The organism is Paenibacillus sp. FSL H8-0317, assembly GCF_045040685.1.
In the GTDB taxonomy this organism is placed as follows: domain Bacteria; phylum Bacillota; class Bacilli; order Paenibacillales; family Paenibacillaceae; genus Paenibacillus.
This window is the reverse complement of the sequence record NZ_CP150294.1, coordinates 4,861,176-4,881,667: the sequence shown is the minus strand read 5'-3', so window position 1 is coordinate 4,881,667 and position 20,492 is coordinate 4,861,176. Positions and strand designations below refer to the sequence as shown.

The following is a 20,492-nucleotide window of genomic DNA, read 5'->3' as shown; positions in this document are numbered from 1 at the left end:
AAGGATAGGTCGTGTCTCCTGTACAGAGACATATTGGGGGCTGTATGGCAAGAAAGTCCATATGAGCTGGATACTCATTAAAAACCTGTGTTTTTCTTCGTTTTTTAGCGTTTTTTGTGTTACATTAGTATGTAAATGATCACAGCTAGGCGGGGGGAAATGGGATGAAGGCGGATTTGCGCAAAGTTATGCAGGAACGGGTTCTCGTTGGAGATGGGGCCATGGGAACATTTCTGTACCAAATGGGGTTCCCGGTAGGGATTTCATATGAAGAATTAAACTTGATTTCACCTGAAGTGGTGGCGGATGTACATCGCCGTTATCGGGATGCAGGTACAGAAATATTTGAAACAAATACGTATTCTGCCAATTACGACAAGTTGTCCAAGTTCGGTCTGGAGTCCAAGGTGGAGGACGTGAACCGTGCCGGCGTTCGCATTGCCAAAGAGGTAGCTGGGGATACCGGTTATGTGCTTGGTGCAGTTGGTTCCATTCGAGGTGGCAAGCGGACAAACGTGTCAACGAGTGAACTGAAACGCTTTTATCAACAACAGATCTCTGCACTGCTTGATGAAGGCGTGGATGGCATTTTGCTTGAAACCTTCTATGATATCGAGGAAATGGATATTGCCCTTTTGCAAGCGCGCAAGCTGAGTGATCTGCCGGTGATTGGACAGTTCGCGGTAGAGGATGTAGGGCATACACTGGATGGATATACAATGCCTGAAGCCTTCCGGATCATGCGGGAGCAGGGTGCGGACGTCATTGGTTTTAACTGTCGCTCAGGTCCAAACGGGATTATGCGTGCCATGGAAACCGTCTCCGGACGTATTGGTATTCCAATGTCCGTCTACCCGAACGCGGGTGCAGCAGATTATGTGGATGGTCAGTTCCGTTATGGTGCGACTCCGGAGTACTTTGGTCAGACGGCAGTGCAATTTGCTGAACTGGGTGCTCGTATTATCGGCGGTTGCTGTGGTACGACACCTGATCATATTACCGCTATGAAAGAGGCGCTTGCTGACTATGTGCCTTCGCCTATTTTGGAGCCTGATCCGTCAGAATCCAAACCGCGTATTGTGTTGCATGAACATGTGGATGAGCGTTCCGGACGTGGAGGACAGCCTACAATCGTTGATCTGGTCAAGCAGCGTCACACGGTCATTGTTGAACTTGACCCGCCGCGTGACTTGGACATTGCCAAGTTCATGAAAGGTGCCGAGACATTAAAAGCAGCAGGAGCAGATGCCCTGACACTGGCTGATAATTCACTCGCGGTTACACGGATGAGCAACATGGCGCTGGGTCACCTCGTTCAGGATCGCACGGGCCTCCGTCCACTGGTGCATATTGCCTGCCGTGACCGGAATTTGATTGGAACGCAGTCCCACATGATGGGGTTTGATGCTCTGGGTATTAATCATGTACTGGCTGTAACAGGAGATCCTGCAAGGTTTGGTGATCTGCCGGGTTCAAGCTCGGTGTACGATCTGACTTCTTTTGAAATCATACGCATGATCAAACAGTTGAACGATGGAGTGGCTTTCTCAGGTAAACCGCTGAAGCAAAAAGCTGGTTTTGTCATCGGAGCAGCATTTAATCCCAATGTGAAATATTTGGAGAAAGCTGTACAACGTCTGGAGAAGAAAATTGCCTCTGGTGCAGATTACATCATGACACAACCGATCTATGATCCTGAGTTGATTGTAGCAATGCATGAAGCCACCAAACATCTGGATGTGCCCATTTTTGTAGGTGTAATGCCACTGGCAAGTGGACGGAATGCAGAGTATCTGCACAACGAGGTTCCCGGAATTCAGCTTTCGGACGAAGTGCGTTCCCGTATGGCAGGTCTGGAAGGCGAAGAAGGCCGTGCGATGGGGGTGAAAATTGCCAAGGAATTGCTGGACGTAGCAACAGCGCATTTCAAAGGCATCTATCTTATGACACCGTTTATGTTCTATGGCATGACGGCCGAACTGACTCAATACGTATGGGAGAAGTCGGAGCATCAATGTCCTACTTGTTTCAACCCTAATAATCAATTACAATAGTAAAACGGATGTGATGCCGATGTCATTCAGTATGACCGGATACGGTCAATCCGCCTTTCATTTTGGCGGCTATAAGGTACAATTAGAGATCAAATCTGTTAATCATCGTTATTGCGAAGTGATGATGCGTCTGCCAAGAGAGTGGACGTATTATGAAGACGGTTTGAGGAAGATCGTACAGAGTCGTTTGAAACGCGGGCGGATTGATGTTTATGTAATGAAAGAAAAAGTGGAAGACCAGGCTCTTCCCGCTGTTCTGAATGAACAGACGGTCAGGGCCTATCTGCAGGCTGCAGAGCAACTGGAGACCCAATATGGATTGCAGGGCAAACCAAGTATTGTGGATATGCTTGGGCTGCCGGACGTCATGGTTCATTCGGATGGGACAAGTTCCATTCCCGAAGAGCAGAAGGACGAATGGGAGCGAGTTCTGCAGGAAGGATTGAAAGAGGCTCTGTCCAGCCTTGAACAGATGCGCGCTCGCGAGGGTCTTCATCTGGCCAGTGATCTGGAACGGCGGATTACCCGTCTGGAGTCACTGCATACCGAAATGCTTGATCTTGCACCGACTGTGGTAAGTGATTATCGCAACAAGCTAAGACAAAGGCTTACGGAAATGCAGGAAGAAGGCTCTTTCCCTTTTGATGAGCATAAATTGGGTATGGAAATTGCAATGTTTGCCGATCGTTCTAACATAGAAGAGGAGCTTACGCGTCTACAGAGTCACTTTGGACAGAGCAGGGAACTGCTGAAGAGTGATGAACCCGTAGGTCGTAAGTTGGACTTTCTAATTCAAGAGATGAATCGGGAAGTCAATACGATTGGATCAAAAGCCAACCATTTGGCTCTGGTGAATCGTGTTGTCGAGATGAAGGCGGAGCTGGAGAAGATTCGTGAGCAAGCTGCGAATATCGAATGAACGGCCACATTTCGGCAAAAGAGTCGCATGTATAGGGGGAAGAACCTGATTATGGCAATCAAACTCATTAACATTGGATTCGGTAACATCGTATCGGCGAACCGGATTATATCCATCGTGAGTCCGGAATCGGCGCCGATCAAGAGAATTATACAAGAGGCAAGAGATCGTCACATGCTGATTGATGCAACGTACGGAAGACGTACTCGTGCCGTAATTATTACGGATAGCGATCATGTCATTTTGTCTGCAGTTCAGCCTGAGACGGTCGCCCATCGTCTTTCTTCGAAAGATGATGATAACGACGAATAAAATGGAGTGTAATATGTCTAAGGGATTACTGGTAGTGTTGTCCGGCCCATCTGGGGTCGGGAAGGGTACTGTATGCAGCGCTTTGCGCAAACGGGTGCCGGAATTGATCTATTCCGTATCGGCAACAACCCGTCAGCCTCGTCTTGGTGAAGAACATGGTGTGAACTATTTCTTCAGAAGTCATGAAGAGTTCCTGAACATGATTGCTGAAGATCAATTGTTGGAACATGCGGAGTATGTTGGTAATTATTACGGAACACCGCGTGATTTTGTGGAGAAAACGATTAACGAAGGCCGCGACATCATTCTGGAGATTGAGGTTCAAGGCGCGTTAAAAGTGAAAGAGAAATTCCCAGAAGGCATCTTTGTTTTCCTGCTTCCTCCTTCATTGGACGAGCTGAAAGATCGCATTCAGGGTCGTGGTACCGAAAGCCAAGCGACCATTGATCACCGGATGTCCGTGGCGGTTGATGAGATCAGTCTGCTGGAGCAGTATGATTACGCTGTTGTTAATGATGAAATTGATTTGGCGTGCAAGAGAATAGAAAGCATCATAATCGCCGAACATTGTAAGATCAATAAATAATCCCTTTTGCCGCTGCAGAATGCGATATAAGTGGGGCAGTTGTCATATCATATACTGAAGCACTCCTTCTCGGAATGCCCGGGTGTGAAGACATGCCACATCAGTTCTGTCAGGCGGCAACTTGCGATTATACTAATGCGAAGAGGTGTTTGTTAATATGCTGTATCCTTCTATTGATGAAATGATGAACAAAGTCGACAGCAAGTATTCCCTTGTTGTTGCTGCTTCCCGCCGGGCTAGACAGCTACGTGAAGGTGAAAAAACGGATTTAAGAGGTGCGAGATCGCATAAACAAGTTGGCGTTGCACTGGAAGAAATCTATGGAGACCTGCTCGTTGTCATCAAAGGACAGGACGAAGAAGAAGAGTAAGCCGCTTGCGGCTACTCTTCAACTGCATACGGCGTAAGCCGGATTAATTGACAACCGCGAGGTTGTTATTTTTTTACGAATAAGCATATTTTAACGGAATCTTCTTTAGACGTCGTATAAATATCGGGGGAAATAAACATGTTGAACGGTAAAAAAATCGTGCTTGGTGTGACTGGCGGCATAGCCGCTTACAAAGCGGCAACATTATGCAGCAGACTGGTGCAAAAGGGAGCGGATGTTCATGTGATCATGACAGCTTCCGCTACACAGTTTATTACCGAATTGACGCTGCAAACGTTGACCCGAAACACCGTATATACCGATACATTTGATGAACGTGAACCCGCAGTCGTATCTCATATTCATCTGGCCGATCTGGCGGATCTTGTTCTGGTTGCCCCGGCTACTGCGAATGTGATTGCCAAGATGGCACATGGCATGGCAGACGACATGCTCTCAACAACTCTTCTTGCCACGACAGCCCCTGTCATGATTGCTCCAGCGATGAATGTACATATGTATGATCATCCAGCTGTAAAGCATAATATGAACCTGCTTGTTGAACGGGGAGCCATGATGATTGAACCGGGTGAAGGTCTGCTTGCGTGTGGATATGTGGGCAAGGGACGTCTGGAAGAACCGGAGAGCATTGTGGATGTGGTGGAACGTTTCTTCGAACAGCGCGATTCTGCAGACATTAGTGGGCAGGGACAAGCTTCATTGTTAAAAGGCAAGAAGGTTGTTGTTACGGCTGGCGGTACGATTGAGCGCATTGACCCAGTACGATACATTACGAATGATTCATCTGGCAAAATGGGATTTGCCATAGCTGCAGCTGCGCGTGATCTGGGGGCAGATGTGAAATTGGTTATGGGCAATACCCAAGCCAAGCCACCGGAGAACGTTGAGTTGATCCCTGTACAGTCTGCACAGGATATGTATGAAGCCGTAACACGCGAGTGGGACGATGCTGATATCGTGGTTAAGGCGGCTGCAGTTGCCGATTATCGTCCAAAGGAAGTTTATACGGAGAAGATCAAGAAGAAAGGCGACACATTGTCGCTCGAACTTGTTAAAAATATAGATATTCTTGAAACGCTGGGCAAACAGAAGACCCATCAGTTTTTGATTGGTTTTGCTGCGGAGACTCAGTCGGTTGAGATGTATGCACGTGAAAAATTGGAACGGAAAAACTGTGATCTGATCGTAGCCAATGATGTAACCCGCACGGGTGCAGGATTTGGAACAGACACCAACGCGGTACATATCTATGACCGGGAAGGTTTGGTGGAGGAGCTTCCAGTGATGGCCAAGGACGATGTGGCTCATCGGTTGCTCCGGATTGCGGCGGAGCGCATTGCCGGGAGGAATTAGGATATGGAGATTGCCAAGGTCATAGTCGATGTTCCCGTGAAGGAAACAGACCGGCCGTTTGATTACCTGGTACCTGAATCGATGAGGGAATGGATCGAGATTGGCAGCCGGGTGGGTGTACCTTTTGGTCATCGGACGGTGCAGGGATTCGTGATTGATCTTGTGCCGCGTACCGGTGAGGAATCATTCAAGCTTAAGCAGATTCAGGAGTTGCTGGACATTGTTCCCCCGTTGTCAAAGGATTTGGTTGAGTTGGCCGAATGGATGAGTGGACGTTACGCCAGTAACCGGATTTTGTCATTACAGGTCATGGTGCCGACGGCATTGAAAGGGAAAGCAGAGCGATACATCTCGCTGGGAGATGCACTTGATGGACAGATGGCGGGTGCACAACCGGATGATGAGGTGTTATTTGTATGGGGAGAAGAGTCTACGACCGAGAAAGTACAGCAGGATATCATCCGTTTTGTCAAAAGTCGGGGTCAGGTACCGCTGCAACAACTGAGTCGAAAGTATCCCAATCATGCTGCACTAATTAAAAAATTATTGCTTGGTGGCGTGCTGCTGGAAAGTCAGGCCATCAAGGACAAGTTAAATAAAAAAACGATGAAGTCCGTTGATCTGGCTGTAGATATTGCTGCTGCTCAGGAAGCACTTGCTTCATTCCCGGCGAAAGCACAGCGGCAGAAGGAGATTCTGGCTTTTTTGCTGGAAATGAAAGAACTGCTACCCATGCCGATGAAAGAAGTGTTATCTACACTACAGGTATCGGCCGCAACAATTAAAGGTCTTGAGGAAAAGGGACTGATCGTCACCGAGGACGTTGAGGTCTTCCGTGACCCTTATCAGGGCAGGACGTTCAAAGCGACTGAACCGCTGGTTCTGACCGATGAGCAAAAACTTGTCTACGATAATATCAATGGCCGATTGCAGGAACAACGCCATGGGGTATTTTTGCTACATGGTGTTACGGGAAGTGGCAAGACGGAAGTCTATCTTCAAACCATTCAACAATGCATCGAACAGGATCGGCAGGCTATCGTACTGGTGCCCGAGATTGCACTCACACCACAGATGGTAGAACGTTTTAAAGGGCGATTTGGAGACCAAGTTGCTGTTATGCACAGTCGTCTGTCTGGTGGTGAACGTTATGATGAATGGCGCAAGATTCGTGAGGGTCAGGTCAAGGTTGCGATTGGGGCGCGTTCAGCTGTATTTGCTCCATTCAGTCGGCTTGGGTTGATTATTATGGATGAAGAACACGAGACTTCCTACAAACAGGAGGAAACGCCGAAATATCATGCTCGTGATGTGGCGGTAAAAAGAGCACAGCAGCACCAAGCCGTGGTTGTTCTGGGTTCAGCGACACCTTCGCTGGAAAGTTATTACGCGGCACGCTCGCAGAGTAATGATGATTTTGCACCACTCTTGCTGGAGATGCCAACACGGGCGCTGGGTAACAAGTTGCCTGAAGTGCGGATCGTTGACATGCGTGAAGAGTTGAAGGATGGCAACCGTTCCATGTTCAGCAGGGCTTTGCACAAAGGGCTGGAGGAGCGCTTGGAGCGTGGTGAACAGACGGTACTGCTGCTGAATCGCCGTGGATATTCGACCTTTGTCATGTGCCGAAGTTGTGGATATGTGGCAGGTTGTCCCGAATGTGATATTTCATTAACGTATCATCAGCGCTCGAATAATCTCCGTTGTCATTACTGCGGATATGCGGAAGCGGCTCCTGAAGTGTGTCCGGATTGTGGAAGTGAGCATATTCGATACTTTGGTACAGGTACACAACGGGTCGAGGAAGAACTTGCAAAGCTCTTTCCGGGCATTCGGGTCATTCGGATGGATGTGGATACAACAACAGAAAAAGGGGCGCACGAGAAGCTGCTGAAACAGTTTCGTGAGAAAAAGGCGGATGTATTGCTGGGCACCCAGATGGTGGCAAAGGGACTTGATTTCCCGGATGTAACCCTGGTTGGTGTGATAACAGCGGATTCAGCGTTGAATTTACCTGATTTCCGTGCTGCGGAAAAAACGTTTCAGTTATTAACACAGGTAGCTGGCCGAGCGGGTCGGCACCAATTGCCTGGTGAAGTGTTTGTTCAGTCCTATACGCCGGAACACTACTCAATCGGGCATGCGAGTCAGCATGACTACGTGTCGTTTGTACGTGAGGAATTGCTGCACCGTCGCAATTTGCAATATCCCCCATACTGTCGCCTGATTCTGGTCACCTTTTCGCATGAGCAGCTTCCGGTATTGATTCGTCTTGCCGAGAACTACACGCGAATACTGAAAGAGAAGGCTAATGCGGCCGGATGGCTCGGCAGTCTGGATCGATTCAGCAATGATGCCTTTGATGTGCTGGGGCCAGTAGCATCTCCGATTCCTCGGATCAAGAATAGATACAGATTCCAATGTATGATAAAATGGCGGGGGGATGTAGACGCCATAGGACTCGCTCTGGCTACGGCCCGGCGCATGGACGATGATGTTCAGGCGCAAAAATTGCTTATTAGTCTGGATGTAGACCCGCAAATGTTAATGTAAGCATTTTGCAGCAATGCGGATGTAAACAAGCGGTATAAACATAGATTAAATTGAATACCCCAAAATACAGATATCGTCCTGAAATTATGATGAGGATTAGGAAGGTGCTTACAACATGTCGATTCGCATTATCGTGCAAGAACCAGATGAGGTGCTCCACAAGAGAGCCAAAGAAGTAACCAAAATTACACCAAATGTACAAAAATTGCTGGATGATATGGCTGATACCATGTACGATGCAGAAGGTGTAGGTCTTGCTGCGCCACAGGTTGGTATTCTGAAACGTCTGATTGTTATCGACGCAGGTGATGAGCAAGGGCTGATCAAGATGATTAACCCGGAGATCATTGCAAGTGAGGGAGAACAATTTGGACCGGAAGGTTGTCTGAGTATCCCTGGAATTAATGGTGATGTTCGCCGTTTCGAGACCGTTACGGTTAAAGGTCTGGATCGTGAAGGCAAAGAGCTGATTATTACGGGTAGTGGCTTGCTGTCCCGTGCATTCCAGCATGAGATTGATCATCTGGATGGTGTACTCTTTACGGATGTCGCCGAGAAAGTGTACGAAATTGCAGCCGATCAAACGGGACCGCGTCGTAATTAAGGAGTGATCGATTTGAATATTGTTTTTATGGGAACACCTGAATTTGCAGTTCCTTCTCTCGATATGCTGATGGCAGAGGGATACAATGTGGTGGGTGTGGTGACTCAGCCTGATAAACCACAGGGACGCAAAAAAGTACTTACGCCAACACCGGTTAAGGCCGCGGCAGAACGCCACGGTCTGCCGGTGTTTCAACCTGTTAAATTGCGTGATCCGGAAGCCGTAGCCCGCTTGGCTGAATGGAAGCCGGATCTGATTGTGACCGCGGCTTTTGGACAGATTCTGCCCAAAGCCGTGCTGGATATGCCTGTTCGCGGTTGTGTGAACGTGCATGGCTCTCTTTTACCGAAATATCGGGGAGGAGCACCGATTCAACGTTCCATTATTAACGGGGAATCCGTGACAGGAGTCACATTGATGTATATGGCTGAAGGCCTGGACACCGGAGATATGATCTCGCGTGTGGAACTGCCAATTACGGATGAAGATACATCAGGATCGATGTTTGATAAATTAAGTGAGGCTGGTTCCAAACTGCTTCAGGCAGAAATGCCACGATTGATTGCAGGCGAGACAACGGCGGTCCCTCAGGATGATGCCGAGGCTTCGTATGCTCGCAATCTGACTCGGGATGACGAGAAAATGGACTGGAGTCGTACTTCACGCGAACTGTTCAATCAGATTCGTGGTCTTGTGCCGTTCTCCGGTGCATTTACGATGTGGGATGATCAGGTCTTCAAAGTCTGGGCAACGGCTAATCCCGATCAGATGGATCTGGCAACTTCTTCGGATGCTGGACAAGCAGAGCCGGGAACCGTGCTGCAATTGAACAAGGCAGGGATTGAAGTTCGCACTGGGGATGGGTCTCTGTGGTTGACTGAAGTGCAGCCTGCAGGCAAAAAGGTGATGCAGGCCGCTGACTTTGCTCGCGGTGGTACACTGAAACCTGGAACGGTGCTGCGATGAGTGGTAACATACCAGGTCGTTCGTCAGGAAAAGGCCAGAAACCTACTGGAAATTCATCCGGGCGTGAAGGAAACCGTCGTCCTAATTCGGGTAAATCGGGTGGTGCATCTCGCTCCCAGCAACCCAAAACATCTGCTCGTGCATTGGCAGTCAAGGTTCTGAGTGCTGTTGAGCAAGATGGAGCATACAGTAATCTGGAGTTGAACCGTCGTCTGAAAGAGGCGGATTTAAGCCCCGCAGATGCTGGACTAGCTACCGAATTGGTGTATGGAACAATCGCCAGATTGAATACACTTGATTATTTTCTGGAACGTTACGTCGCCAAAGGAGTAGCCAAACTGCAACCATGGGTTCGTAGCCTGCTGCGAATCAGCGTATATCAGATGATATACCTTGATCGTATTCCGGAGCATGCCGTGGTGAGCGAAGCGGTTAATCTGGCGAAGAAACTGGGCCATCAGGGAATCTCGGGTATGGTGAATGGAGTGCTCCGCAATATGATCCGCAATCGGGATGAACTTCGTATTCCAGAACATCTGCCTGTTGCCGAACGTATTTCACTGGAGCATTCCCACCCGTTATGGATGGTTGAACGCTGGATTGCCCAGTATGGCGAAGAGACGGCGGAAGCGATCTGTCGTGCGAATAATGAGCCGCCAGCGGTGAGTGTCCGGGTCAACACCACAATGACCACACGGGAGAAACTGATGCATGAGATGACCAGTACAGGTGCAATCGTTGAAGCTTCTCGCCTGAGTTCCGATGGTATTCTTGTACGTAGTGGCGGAAATATGGCTCTAACGTCCTGGTATCGGGACGGGTTGTTCTCTGTGCAGGACGAAAGTTCCATGCTTGTCGCTGAAGCAGTTGCGCCAGAAGTAGACCAACTTGTATTGGATTGCTGCGCAGCTCCAGGTGGTAAAACAGCTCACATGGCGGAGAAAATGCAGGATCGCGGTCGTATTGTCGCGAATGATGTACATCCTCACAAGCGCCAGCTGATCCTGGATCAGGCGGAGCGTCTCGGTCTGAGTTGCATCGATGCTGTAACTGGAGATGCGCTAGATCTGAACGAGCGGTATCCGGAAGCGTTGTTTGACCGCATTTTGCTGGATGCACCATGTTCAGGTCTGGGTGTTATTCGCCGCAAACCAGATGTGAAATGGACCAAAACCGTAGAAGATATCGAAGATATCGCAGGCTTACAGCGTGAATTGCTTGATCATGTTGCGCCGTTGTTAAAACTAGGTGGTATTCTGGTGTATAGCACGTGTACCATTGAGCCTGCTGAGAATGAGGATATGGTTGCTGACTTCTTGAATCGACATCCGGAATATAGTCCAGCAGAAGCATCCGTCTGGTCTGAATCGGAGACAGCGAACTTTAAGGTTGTGAACGGAGGCGTTCAGATTTTGCCACAATACGCTCACAGCGACGGGTTTTTCATCGCACGGTTGACAAAAACAACGGAATAACAGTTTAATAGAGCACGGAAGCATGACCGCCGAGGGGAACTTCGGCGGATTTCTTTGTGATGGGACTTCGATATAATTGTCAGAGAAAAGTGATGACAGGGTGCGATGGTGGCATTGAGGTGTTATAATGCATGAAGTACAGATATCAAGGGTATACATGGATGTAACGTGGTCTTTGTGATAGAATAGGACGAATGGAACGAAAAGAAGGAAGCCAACGAAAAGAAAAGAAGGAATAGGTGTTGACAACAAAATGAAACCTTTTATATATGATTATTCTCTGGAACAACTGCAGCAATGGGCTGTGGAGAATGGGGAGCCGGCGTTTCGCGGTGGCCAAATCTTTGACTGGATTTATGTAAAACGCGTGAATGATTTCAGTGAAATGACCAATCTGTCCAAGCCATTGCGTGAAAAACTGACAGAGCAATTTGAATTCGTAACGCTTAAGGAAATTACCAAGTTTGAATCCAAGGATGGAACGGTTAAATTCCTCTTTGGTCTTCATGATGATCATGCCATTGAGACGGTAATCATGAAGCATAACTACGGGAACAGCATCTGTGTAACCACACAGGTTGGTTGTCGTATTGGTTGTACGTTCTGTGCATCCACATTGGGTGGACTCAAGCGTAACCTTACGGCTGGGGAGATTGTTGCCCAAGTTGTGCAGGCTCAGAAAATTCTGGATGAACGCAACGAGCGTGTCAGCAGCATTGTAATCATGGGTTCAGGTGAACCTTTCGAAAACTATGAAGCTACGATGACTTTCCTGCGCATTATGATTCATGAAAAAGGGCTGAACATCGGTCAGCGTCACATCACGGTATCCACGAGTGGAATCGTTCCGAACATCTACAAGTTTGCGGATGAAGATACACAGATTAACCTCGCCATTTCGATCCATGCACCAAATGATGCACTTCGTTCGAAATTGATGCCGGTTAACCGTCGTTTTCCTTTTGAAGACGTGATGGAGTCCCTTCGTTATTATCTGGCCAAAACAGGTCGGAGAATTACGTTCGAGTATGCACTTATTGGTGGGGTAAACGACCAGCCAGAGCATGCAGCTGAACTGGCAAGTGTGCTTAAGAACATGTTGTGCCACGTGAATCTGATTCCGGTTAACCATGTACCTGAACGCAAATACGTAAGAACATCGAGAAACGACATTTTCAATTTTCAGAAGATACTCTCGGAACAGGGTGTTAATGTAACCATTCGTCGTGAACAGGGACATGATATTGCTGCCGCTTGCGGTCAGCTTCGTGCAAAGCATATGGAGTTGAGGTGAGAACGTTTTGATCAAAACAGTTCATGTGAGCCATATCGGACGAGTGCGTTCGGTGAATGAAGATTCAGCCTGGATTCGTAATCTCGATACAGGATATATTCTGGGTATTGTTGCCGATGGCATGGGTGGACATCTTGCAGGGGATACGGCAAGCCGCTTGGCAGTAGAGACGTTGGTGAAAGATCTGGGAACACTGGAACCAGGTCTGTCACATGCGTCTCTGTCTGCGGCTCTCAGCGATGCTATTTTGCATGCCAACGAAGTTATCTTCCGCACGGCATCAACAGATGACAAGTATCACAACATGGGAACAACGGTAGTTGCGGCTTTATTGAACGATACGGAAGGTGTTATTGGACACATCGGTGATAGCAGAGCCTACAAAATTGCGAACAAAGCTGTGATCCAGCTAACCGAGGACCATACACTGGTGAATGAATTGTTCAAAAATGGTCAGATTAGCAAAGAGGATGTGTCCCATCATCCACGTCGCAACGTACTAACTCGTGCGCTTGGAACAGATGCCGAGGTGAAGGTAGATCTGGATACCGTCAAGCTGGAGGAAGGCGAAGTTCTTCTCCTGTGCAGTGATGGTCTCAGTAACCTGGTCAGCAATGAGCAGATTATTCAGGTTGCCGGCAATCTGGAACTGGCATTGGAAGATCGTGCAGACCGACTGCTTCAGTTGGCTTTACTTGCTGGGGGAGACGACAACATCACGCTTGCTTTGTTCGAGTTGCAGAGGGAAGGTTCCGTGGATACGGAAACGGGGTGTGAGTCATGATTGGGCACCAACTAGGCGGACGCTATGAAGTGATTGAGCGTGTCGGCGGTGGCGGCATGGCTCTTGTGTACAAAGCCCAGGATCTTCTCTTGAACCGGAATGTAGCGATCAAAGTCCTTAGACAACAGTTTGTGCATGACGAAGAGTTTATTCGCCGTTTCCGCAGGGAAGCACAGTCGGCAGCATCGCTGTCTCATCCGAATGTAGTTAGCATTTATGACGTGGGGCAGGAAGATGACGTTCATTATATTGTCATGGAGTACGTGGAAGGCAAAAACTTGAATGAAATTATTAAAGAACGCGCCCCTCTGCAGGTGGACGAATCGGTGCGAATCGCTTCCCAGATTGCAGATGCTCTTGATCATGCACATCATAATCAAATCATTCATCGGGATATCAAACCCCACAATATATTAATTGGCCGGAATGGCCGTGTGAAAGTAACGGATTTCGGGATTGCCCGTGCGGTTACATCTACAACGATTACGCAGACCGGTTCCGTAGTTGGTTCTGTACATTACTTCTCACCAGAGCATGCCAAAGGCATCGTTACTGGTGAAAAATCGGACTTATATTCTCTTGGGATCGTACTTTACCAAATGCTTACCGGGCAACTTCCGTTTCTGGGTGAAAGTCCAATCAGTGTGGCATTGAAGCATTTGCAGGAAGAGTTCGATGAACCACGCAAATTCAATCCATTGATTCCGCAAAGTGTGGAAAATGTCATCTTAAAATCCATGCGTAAAAATCCGCAGGAACGTTATCAGTCGGCCAAAGAAATGCAGACCGATCTGGAAACTTGCCTGATGCCGGAGAGACGTAATGAAACGAAGATTGATTTTCCGGATGAGGACGATATAGACCAGACTCGCGTTATGCCAGCGATCAAGCCTGAACCTCGTGGAGTTACATCGACGGGTGCAGTGCCTGTGATGGAGTCTGATGAAGAAACTGGCAAGGGTAAGGCAAAATCCAAGAGCTGGAAGAAGCCAGCTCTACTCATTTCATTAACCGTTCTTATTCTAATCGCCATGGTGGGCGTTGTATGGTATGTCAAAGGTATGCTGGTTGTACCTGAAGTAACCGTCCCTAACGTGATCACCCAGACAGAAGAAAAGGCTCGGGAAATGCTTGAGGAGAAAGGACTCGTCGTAAGTGATGAGGTCATCCGTCTGTACCAGGAAGGCGTCGAACCCGGTATCGTCTATGAACAGAGCAGAAAAGAAGGCGATGTTGTCAAAGAAGGCTCCGAGGTCCAGATCAGTGTTGGTGCAAAAAAAGAACTGGTGAAGATGATTGATGTCAAACAAGAGACTTATGACGAGGCTGTCAAGAAATTGACTAAGCTTGGTATTAAGGAAGATCAGATTCAGCGGAAAGATGAGTTCTCCAATGATGTGGCTTCAGGTACTGTTATTTCCCAGACACCTGGCGTTAATGAGAAATTCGATCCAGAGGCGGTTCAGATTGAGTTAACCGTAAGTAAAGGCACTGAAACGGTCAAAATGCCTGATCTGAAAAATCTTACCCGCAGTGAAGCTGAAGAAAAGCTTAAATCTGCTGGACTGGAACTTGCTCAGGTGCAGGAAGAACCAAGTTATACGATGGAAAAGGGCAAAGTGACGCAGCAATGGCCTGTGGAAGCGGGCACAGAGGTGAATCCTGGTGATAAGATTACGATCTTTATTAGTACAGGGTATCCACCTGAAGCGCTGCAATATCCTTTTGATATTAATGTATCACCCAAAGAAGAGGGCAAAAACAGTAAAATCCGTATCACATATGAAGACGCACGTGGCAAGAATCAGGAATGGGGAACACGCACCGTGAACTCAACCCAGACCTTGACCATTCCACTTGTGCTCGCTCCAAATGAAAATGGGGCTGTGTCCGTATATCGTGATGGACAGTTCCTGGATACGTATCTTGTCTCCTACAGTGAAGCCAAAAACGGAACAGTAAACGTACCTTCCATTGACCCGGAACAAAGCACCGAGACGCCGCCAGAAAATGAGCCTGATCCAGGTGAAGGTAGCGTTGATGAGGGAAGTGTTGATCCCAATCAGGAAGGTGAACCTGAGTCCACACCGGCAGACGGTGAAGGTGACAGTGTAGATGAGGACACTTCTGCCATGAATAATGGTAAGGGGCACGGCAAGGAAAAAGAGAAGAAAAAGGAAGTCATTAACGCATCAAGCCGTCCATAAGGGCGGCTTATGCTGGCGTCTGGAGTAAATGTACCACCATCTAAAGGAGGGCGACGGAGCTATGCCAGAAGGTATCATCGTTAAAGCGCTAAGCGGTTACTATTATGTCATGCCAGTGGAAGACAACGGGGTTCCTTCGGTTGAAGGTTCCGCCGTTCAATGTCGAGCCAGAGGTATCTTCAGAAAGCGGGGAACGTCACCGCTTGTAGGTGATCGCGTCAGCTACATGTTGACTGAGAACGGAGAAGGAACGGTTGATGAAATTCGGAAGCGTGAGACGGAACTTATCCGTCCTCCTGTAGCGAATGTAAGTTTGGCTGTTCTCGTGTTCTCTGTGAAGGAACCGGATATGAACCTGAACCTGTTGGACAAGTTCCTTGTTCACATCGAGCAGGCGGGGCTGGATGCACTCATTGTTTTGACCAAACTGGATTTGGCTGATCCATCCAAAGACACTGTTGCTGAAGTGAAAGCATTGTATGAACAGGTTGGTTATGAAGTGATTTCCACAAGTTCACGTACCGGTGAAGGAAGTGAATTGCTCAGAGATCGTCTGGCTGGTAAGATCAGCGTATTCTCCGGACAATCCGGTGTAGGCAAGTCTTCGATGTTAAATGCATTGATGCCGGGCCTGACGCTGGAGACAAATGCAATCAGCATGCGTCTGGGGCGAGGGAAACACACCACCAGGCACGTGGAGCTTATTCCGTTGGATAATGGTGGATTTGTTGCGGATACGCCAGGATTCAGCCAACTGGACTTTCTGGAGATCGGTGTGGAGGAACTCTCCACTTGTTTCCGGGAATTCGCCCAGTTTGCAGATCAGTGCAAATTCCGAGGTTGTACCCATACACATGAACCAGGCTGTCGTGTGCTTGCGGCCAAAGAGGAAGGTCTGATCTCCGAAAGCCGATATCAGCACTATGTGCTGTTCCTGACCGAAATGAAAGATAAGAAGCGGAGGTATTAACATGATTAAAATTGCCCCATCGATATTATCAGCTGATTTTGCCCGCCTTGGTGCGGAAGTTGCAGAAGCCCAAGCTGCAGGAGGAGACTGGATTCATGTTGACGTTATGGACGGTCATTTCGTCCCTAATATTACACTTGGACCTGCTATTGTGAAGGCAATTGCTCCACATACAAGCTTGCCGCTCGATGTGCATTTGATGATTGAGAATCCGGAGCGTTATGTTGAGGAATTTGCCAAAGCGGGTGCAGCGGTAATTACTGTTCATGCTGAGGCTTGTGTGCATTTGCACCGCGTTATTCATCTCATTAAGGAGCAAGGAGTGAAGGCAGGAGTTGCCCTTAATCCAGGAACGCCAGCGTCTGCCATTCTCGAAGTTCTGGATGATGTGGACATGGTTCTTGTTATGACGGTCAATCCTGGCTTTGGCGGACAGGCATTTATCTCGGGTACCATGAACAAAATCAAGCAGATTCGTACCTGGTTGAACGAAAAGGGACGCCATGATGTACATATCGAAGTAGATGGCGGGATTGCAGCCGATACAGCTCCACTTGTAGTGGAGGCTGGAGCAGATGTGCTCGTTGCTGGGAGTGCCGTATTTGGACGTGAGGATCGCGCTGCAGCGATTACTGAAATTCGCCGTAGCTACGGAGGCTGATCTATGACCTTCAAGGAGACACTGTGGACGATGGCTGCGAGTCTCGTGACGGGACTTGTGCTTGCTTTGTTTGCGGTTATTCAATCCCCGTTTAATGCCATTACGTCATTAATCGGGGTAGGCGTTGTTATTATGTATTTCCGCAAATTTGATCGTACCGGACATCGGGTTACTTTTGTCATATTCAGCATACTGTATTATGTACTGAGTGTTTTCATGATCGCTGTCTATCAATATATTCCTTCCCAAACGTAAATGAACTGATCTTCGGGCTTGTCATTGTGGAATAGGGATCGAAGGTTCCGCATAAATATGGTTACATGAGCAGGTTTCTCATGTAGCCTTTTTTGTCGTGTTTGAGGTGAAGAAGGCCTGAAGCATAGGATACGGCGGACGCATGAGCATGATGGGGAGGGTGAATTATGAAATTTTACACATTCAAACTGCCGAAGTTTTTGGGAGGGTTTGTAAAGGCGATACTTAATACGTTTCAAAAGAACTGATCCGATTGATAAGGTAACAGGGAATACCGCCGCTTTGGCTCAGGCTTATCTGGAATTCGTACCTGCGAAGCGCCATGCGGCGGCCATTCACATGTTAATGAGCGTATTCAAGAATCCTTTTTTTGAATACCAAAAAAGCACCTGCAAGGAACAAGGTGCTTTTTGCTTACCCGATTTATAGTAGCTTTGCGTGATTATACGCGAGTCACTTTACCGGCTTTCAGTGCACGGGTGCTTACGTATACACGTTTTGGTTTGCCGTCAACGAGAATGCGGACCTTCTGAACGTTTACGCCCCAAGTACGACGGTTACGGTTGTTAGCGTGGGATACGTGGTTACCGGTGCCCGGTTTCTTACCTGTCACATAACATTTGCGAGACATAGATTACACCTCCTATCCTAAAATAACCAGTTGCCTTCAGAAACGAAAAGTCATTCCATAAGGGCTAAATTGTTCTTCCTGATCATAAAGATCAGGTTTCAGTAGCTAATGGCGTTGTTTAAGCCGGCATGAACCGGATCATTTCCATTACTTAACCTGCATAAAACAATACTTGAATATAATATCATAATTAAAAAAGCTTCGTCAACTGATCCAAAAACTTTATTTATTTCTCCTGTCTAATATAGTACAATGTTGAGTAGTCCATAATACAGTGGTGAACAGGCTGTTGCCGCGAGGAAGTCGGAGAATAAACCGTACTTAGAGGTCGGTGGTCTGCTTTTTGGCAACGCTGTGAGCTGCGGCATTCCATCATTGGCACCAGTCTCCATGCGGCATTCATGCCGGCTCTTGATACCGGTGCATATCCGTATGCCCCGAAGTTAGGGGTGCAGAGAGTGCAGGATATTGGTAGTCCGGCCGCCCAGACCGTTAATCCGGCTGACATGTTGTATTGTATGCCTGTGCCGGACAAGGTATGGACGAAGAATAACGCAGTCCGCGTTAGCGCATGAACAGACCAGACACATCTTGGTGCAAGGTGTTCGTGTATCAAGCTAGGAAGGGGAATTCTCACTTGAGTATACGTTCTTTAAATGGAACAGATTTCACCGCAATGGTACTTGCCGGAGCGGAACAACTTGGACAGCATGCAGAGCACGTCAATTCCCTGAATGTTTTCCCTGTGCCGGATGGTGACACGGGAACGAACATGAATTTGACAATGAGTGCAGGAGTCGCAGAGATTAAAAGAAAAAGTTCTGCCTCCATCGGCGAAGCTGCCGGTATTCTATCGAAAGGCCTGCTTATGGGCGCACGGGGGAATTCAGGTGTTATTCTGTCGCAATTGTTCCGTGGTTTTAGTCGTTCAGCTGCTCCCTATGAGGAACTGAATACGCTCCAATTTGCAGCAGCCCTGCAGAACGGTGTTGACGCAGCTTACAAAGCAGTCGTAAAGCCCGTTGAAGGGACCATTCTTACCGTAGCCAAGGAAGCGGCGAAACATGCCAACTACTACGCAAGACGGACGAATGATATTACTGAATTAATGAATGAAGTTTTGTTAAAAGCAAAAGAAGCACTGGCAATGACTCCGGAATTACTGCCTGTACTGAAACAGGTTGGTGTTGTGGATTCAGGTGGTCAGGGGCTTGTATATATCTACGAGGGCTTTATGGAAGTATTGCTGCAAAGTGACGGAGGGAGTCATACTTCGCTGAACAAAGAAGTAACCCCATCCTTGGCAGCATTTGCTTTGAAACCGGCTGCACCGACAGAAGTGGATATCAAGAAGCCTGCACAGCAGCAGGTGATTGCACCAGAGATGCCATTGTCTGCTCAGGCGAGATTGGAAACGGAAGATATTGAGTTCCTTTATGATATGGAATTTTTCATTAACCGTGAGCTTGGAGAGAACGCAGGAGTGGCATTTGATGACGAAGCATTCCGGAAAGCATTGTCAGTTAATGGAGATTCGATCATTATTATTGCCGATGATGAAGTCATTAAAGTTCATGTCCATTCCAAGACACCAGGCGATGTATTAAACCTGGCGCTGCATTATGGGGAGATTACACAGATTCATATTCTTAATATGCGTGAACAGCATCGGGATCTCCTCACAGCAGGCATGGACATCGCTCCATCACCTGAATTGTTTGCAGAGATTCCACCTGAGGCGGCGCGCAGTATGGAAGAGGCTGTGCTTCCTGCAGATGAGATGGCACCGTATGGTTTTATTGCGGTATCCTCCGGTGACGGTATAGCAGAGATCTTCCAAAGTCTTGGCGTTGATGTTGTTCTGTCCGGTGGACAGACGATGAATCCGAGTACTGAGGATTTTGTAAAAGCCGTTCGTTCCATTTCTGCGGAGCAGGTGTTTATACTCCCGAATAACTCGAATATTGTACTGGCTGCGGAGCAGGCTCGTGAACTGCTTGAAGATGAGCGCCGGGTTACGGTTATTCCAAGCAAAACCATTCCACAGGGGATGGCTGCTGCCTTTGCTTTCCAGGAAGATGAGTCTGCGGAAACAAACCGTGATCAAATGTTGGAGGCCATTAGCCGGGTACAGTCCGGTCAAGTGACTCATGCGGTTCGTGATACGCAATATGATGAATTAGATATTAAGCTGGGGCACTATATCGGTATTCATAACTCCAAAATTGTAGCGACGGATGAAACCATGCTTCAAGCATGTGAAGGTCTGCTCAAACAGATGATGGAGAGTGGAGATGAAGTGGTGACGATCCTTGAAGGGGAAGAAGCGGACCCTGAGGTTACTGCTGCCCTCGCTGCATGGCTTGAAGAACAGTATCCTGATGCTGAGGTAGAGGTACATCTTGGAGGACAGCCTGTATATTATTATTTGTTCTCCGTAGAGTCCTAATAGCACTCTAGCGAAGAGGAGGAGAGTC

At 48.0% G+C, this 20,492-nt stretch carries 19 protein-coding genes; 18 read left to right on the top strand and 1 reads right to left on the bottom strand.

Translation table 11 applies throughout. The annotated features are described in order from the left end of the window. Positions 1–164 precede the first annotated feature (164 nt). From MHB43_RS21880 to spoVM, 17 genes are all read left to right on the top strand, one after another. Positions 165–2,054, top strand: coding sequence for a bifunctional homocysteine S-methyltransferase/methylenetetrahydrofolate reductase (locus MHB43_RS21880; protein ID WP_339177812.1), 1,890 nt, complete (start codon positions 165–167; stop codon positions 2,052–2,054). Positions 2,055–2,073: 19 nt separating this feature from the next. Then, positions 2,074–2,973, top strand: a complete 900-nt coding sequence (locus MHB43_RS21875) for a YicC/YloC family endoribonuclease (RefSeq protein ID WP_339177810.1) — start codon at positions 2,074–2,076, stop codon at positions 2,971–2,973. A 51-nt stretch (positions 2,974–3,024) separates the two neighbouring features. After that, positions 3,025–3,285, top strand: a complete 261-nt coding sequence (gene remA / locus MHB43_RS21870) for an extracellular matrix/biofilm regulator RemA (RefSeq protein WP_006209218.1) — start codon at positions 3,025–3,027, stop codon at positions 3,283–3,285. A 13-nt stretch (positions 3,286–3,298) separates the two neighbouring features. Then, positions 3,299–3,871: a guanylate kinase gene (gene gmk, locus MHB43_RS21865; RefSeq protein WP_024631121.1), complete on the top strand. Its 573-nt coding sequence runs from the start codon at positions 3,299–3,301 to the stop codon at positions 3,869–3,871. A 157-nt stretch (positions 3,872–4,028) separates the two neighbouring features. Continuing rightward, positions 4,029–4,241: a DNA-directed RNA polymerase subunit omega gene (rpoZ, locus tag MHB43_RS21860; protein WP_036614619.1), complete on the top strand. Its 213-nt coding sequence runs from the start codon at positions 4,029–4,031 to the stop codon at positions 4,239–4,241. Between the two features lie 138 nt (positions 4,242–4,379). Continuing rightward, positions 4,380–5,615 carry a bifunctional phosphopantothenoylcysteine decarboxylase/phosphopantothenate--cysteine ligase CoaBC gene (gene coaBC / locus MHB43_RS21855; protein ID WP_221825318.1) on the top strand — a complete coding sequence of 412 codons (1,236 nt, stop codon included), beginning with the start codon at positions 4,380–4,382 and terminating at the stop codon, positions 5,613–5,615. Between the two features lie 3 nt (positions 5,616–5,618). Beyond that, positions 5,619–8,168, top strand: coding sequence for a primosomal protein N' (gene priA, locus MHB43_RS21850; protein WP_047843685.1), 2,550 nt, complete (start codon positions 5,619–5,621; stop codon positions 8,166–8,168). 115 nt (positions 8,169–8,283) lie between these two features. Beyond that, a complete protein-coding gene (def, locus tag MHB43_RS21845) occupies positions 8,284–8,772 on the top strand; it encodes a peptide deformylase (protein WP_017687449.1) in 489 nt (162 codons plus the stop codon). A 12-nt stretch (positions 8,773–8,784) separates the two neighbouring features. Further along, positions 8,785–9,738: a methionyl-tRNA formyltransferase gene (gene fmt / locus MHB43_RS21840; protein ID WP_221825315.1), complete on the top strand. Its 954-nt coding sequence runs from the start codon at positions 8,785–8,787 to the stop codon at positions 9,736–9,738. Continuing rightward, the gene (gene rsmB, locus MHB43_RS21835) at positions 9,735–11,213 is read left to right on the top strand and encodes a 16S rRNA (cytosine(967)-C(5))-methyltransferase RsmB (protein WP_339177804.1); all 1,479 of its coding nucleotides are present in this window, start codon (positions 9,735–9,737) and stop codon (positions 11,211–11,213) included. The genes fmt and rsmB overlap by 4 nt, the downstream gene beginning before the upstream one ends. A gap of 253 nt (positions 11,214–11,466) precedes the next feature. Beyond that, complete coding sequence (rlmN, locus tag MHB43_RS21830) at positions 11,467–12,507, top strand: 23S rRNA (adenine(2503)-C(2))-methyltransferase RlmN (RefSeq protein WP_405117975.1); 1,041 nt, start codon at positions 11,467–11,469, stop codon at positions 12,505–12,507. A 7-nt stretch (positions 12,508–12,514) separates the two neighbouring features. Then, the gene (locus MHB43_RS21825; protein WP_017687453.1) at positions 12,515–13,291 is read left to right on the top strand and encodes a Stp1/IreP family PP2C-type Ser/Thr phosphatase; all 777 of its coding nucleotides are present in this window, start codon (positions 12,515–12,517) and stop codon (positions 13,289–13,291) included. After that, on the top strand, positions 13,288–15,498 hold the full coding sequence (gene pknB / locus MHB43_RS21820; RefSeq protein ID WP_339177802.1) for a Stk1 family PASTA domain-containing Ser/Thr kinase: 2,211 nt from the start codon (positions 13,288–13,290) through the stop codon (positions 15,496–15,498). The genes MHB43_RS21825 and pknB overlap by 4 nt, the downstream gene beginning before the upstream one ends. Positions 15,499–15,559: 61 nt before the next feature. Continuing rightward, on the top strand, positions 15,560–16,468 hold the full coding sequence (rsgA, locus tag MHB43_RS21815; protein WP_047843681.1) for a ribosome small subunit-dependent GTPase A: 909 nt from the start codon (positions 15,560–15,562) through the stop codon (positions 16,466–16,468). A gap of 1 nt (position 16,469) precedes the next feature. After that, on the top strand, positions 16,470–17,129 hold the full coding sequence (gene rpe, locus MHB43_RS21810; protein WP_017687456.1) for a ribulose-phosphate 3-epimerase: 660 nt from the start codon (positions 16,470–16,472) through the stop codon (positions 17,127–17,129). 3 nt (positions 17,130–17,132) lie between these two features. Continuing rightward, positions 17,133–17,384, top strand: a complete 252-nt coding sequence (locus MHB43_RS21805) for a hypothetical protein (RefSeq protein ID WP_221825304.1) — start codon at positions 17,133–17,135, stop codon at positions 17,382–17,384. A 167-nt stretch (positions 17,385–17,551) separates the two neighbouring features. Beyond that, positions 17,552–17,632, top strand: coding sequence for a stage V sporulation protein SpoVM (gene spoVM, locus MHB43_RS21800; RefSeq protein ID WP_019424875.1), 81 nt, complete (start codon positions 17,552–17,554; stop codon positions 17,630–17,632). A 194-nt stretch (positions 17,633–17,826) separates the two neighbouring features. Here spoVM and rpmB read toward each other — a convergent pair whose 3' ends face one another. After that, the gene (rpmB, locus tag MHB43_RS21795) at positions 17,827–18,015 is read right to left on the bottom strand and encodes a 50S ribosomal protein L28 (RefSeq protein ID WP_017687459.1); all 189 of its coding nucleotides are present in this window, start codon (positions 18,013–18,015) and stop codon (positions 17,827–17,829) included. Positions 18,016–18,652: 637 nt separating this feature from the next. On the opposite strand from rpmB, the gene MHB43_RS21790 reads away from it, so the two are divergent. Continuing rightward, entirely contained in the window at positions 18,653–20,464 is a 1,812-nt protein-coding gene (locus MHB43_RS21790; RefSeq protein ID WP_405117974.1) for a DAK2 domain-containing protein, read from the top strand. Positions 20,465–20,492 lie beyond the last annotated feature (28 nt).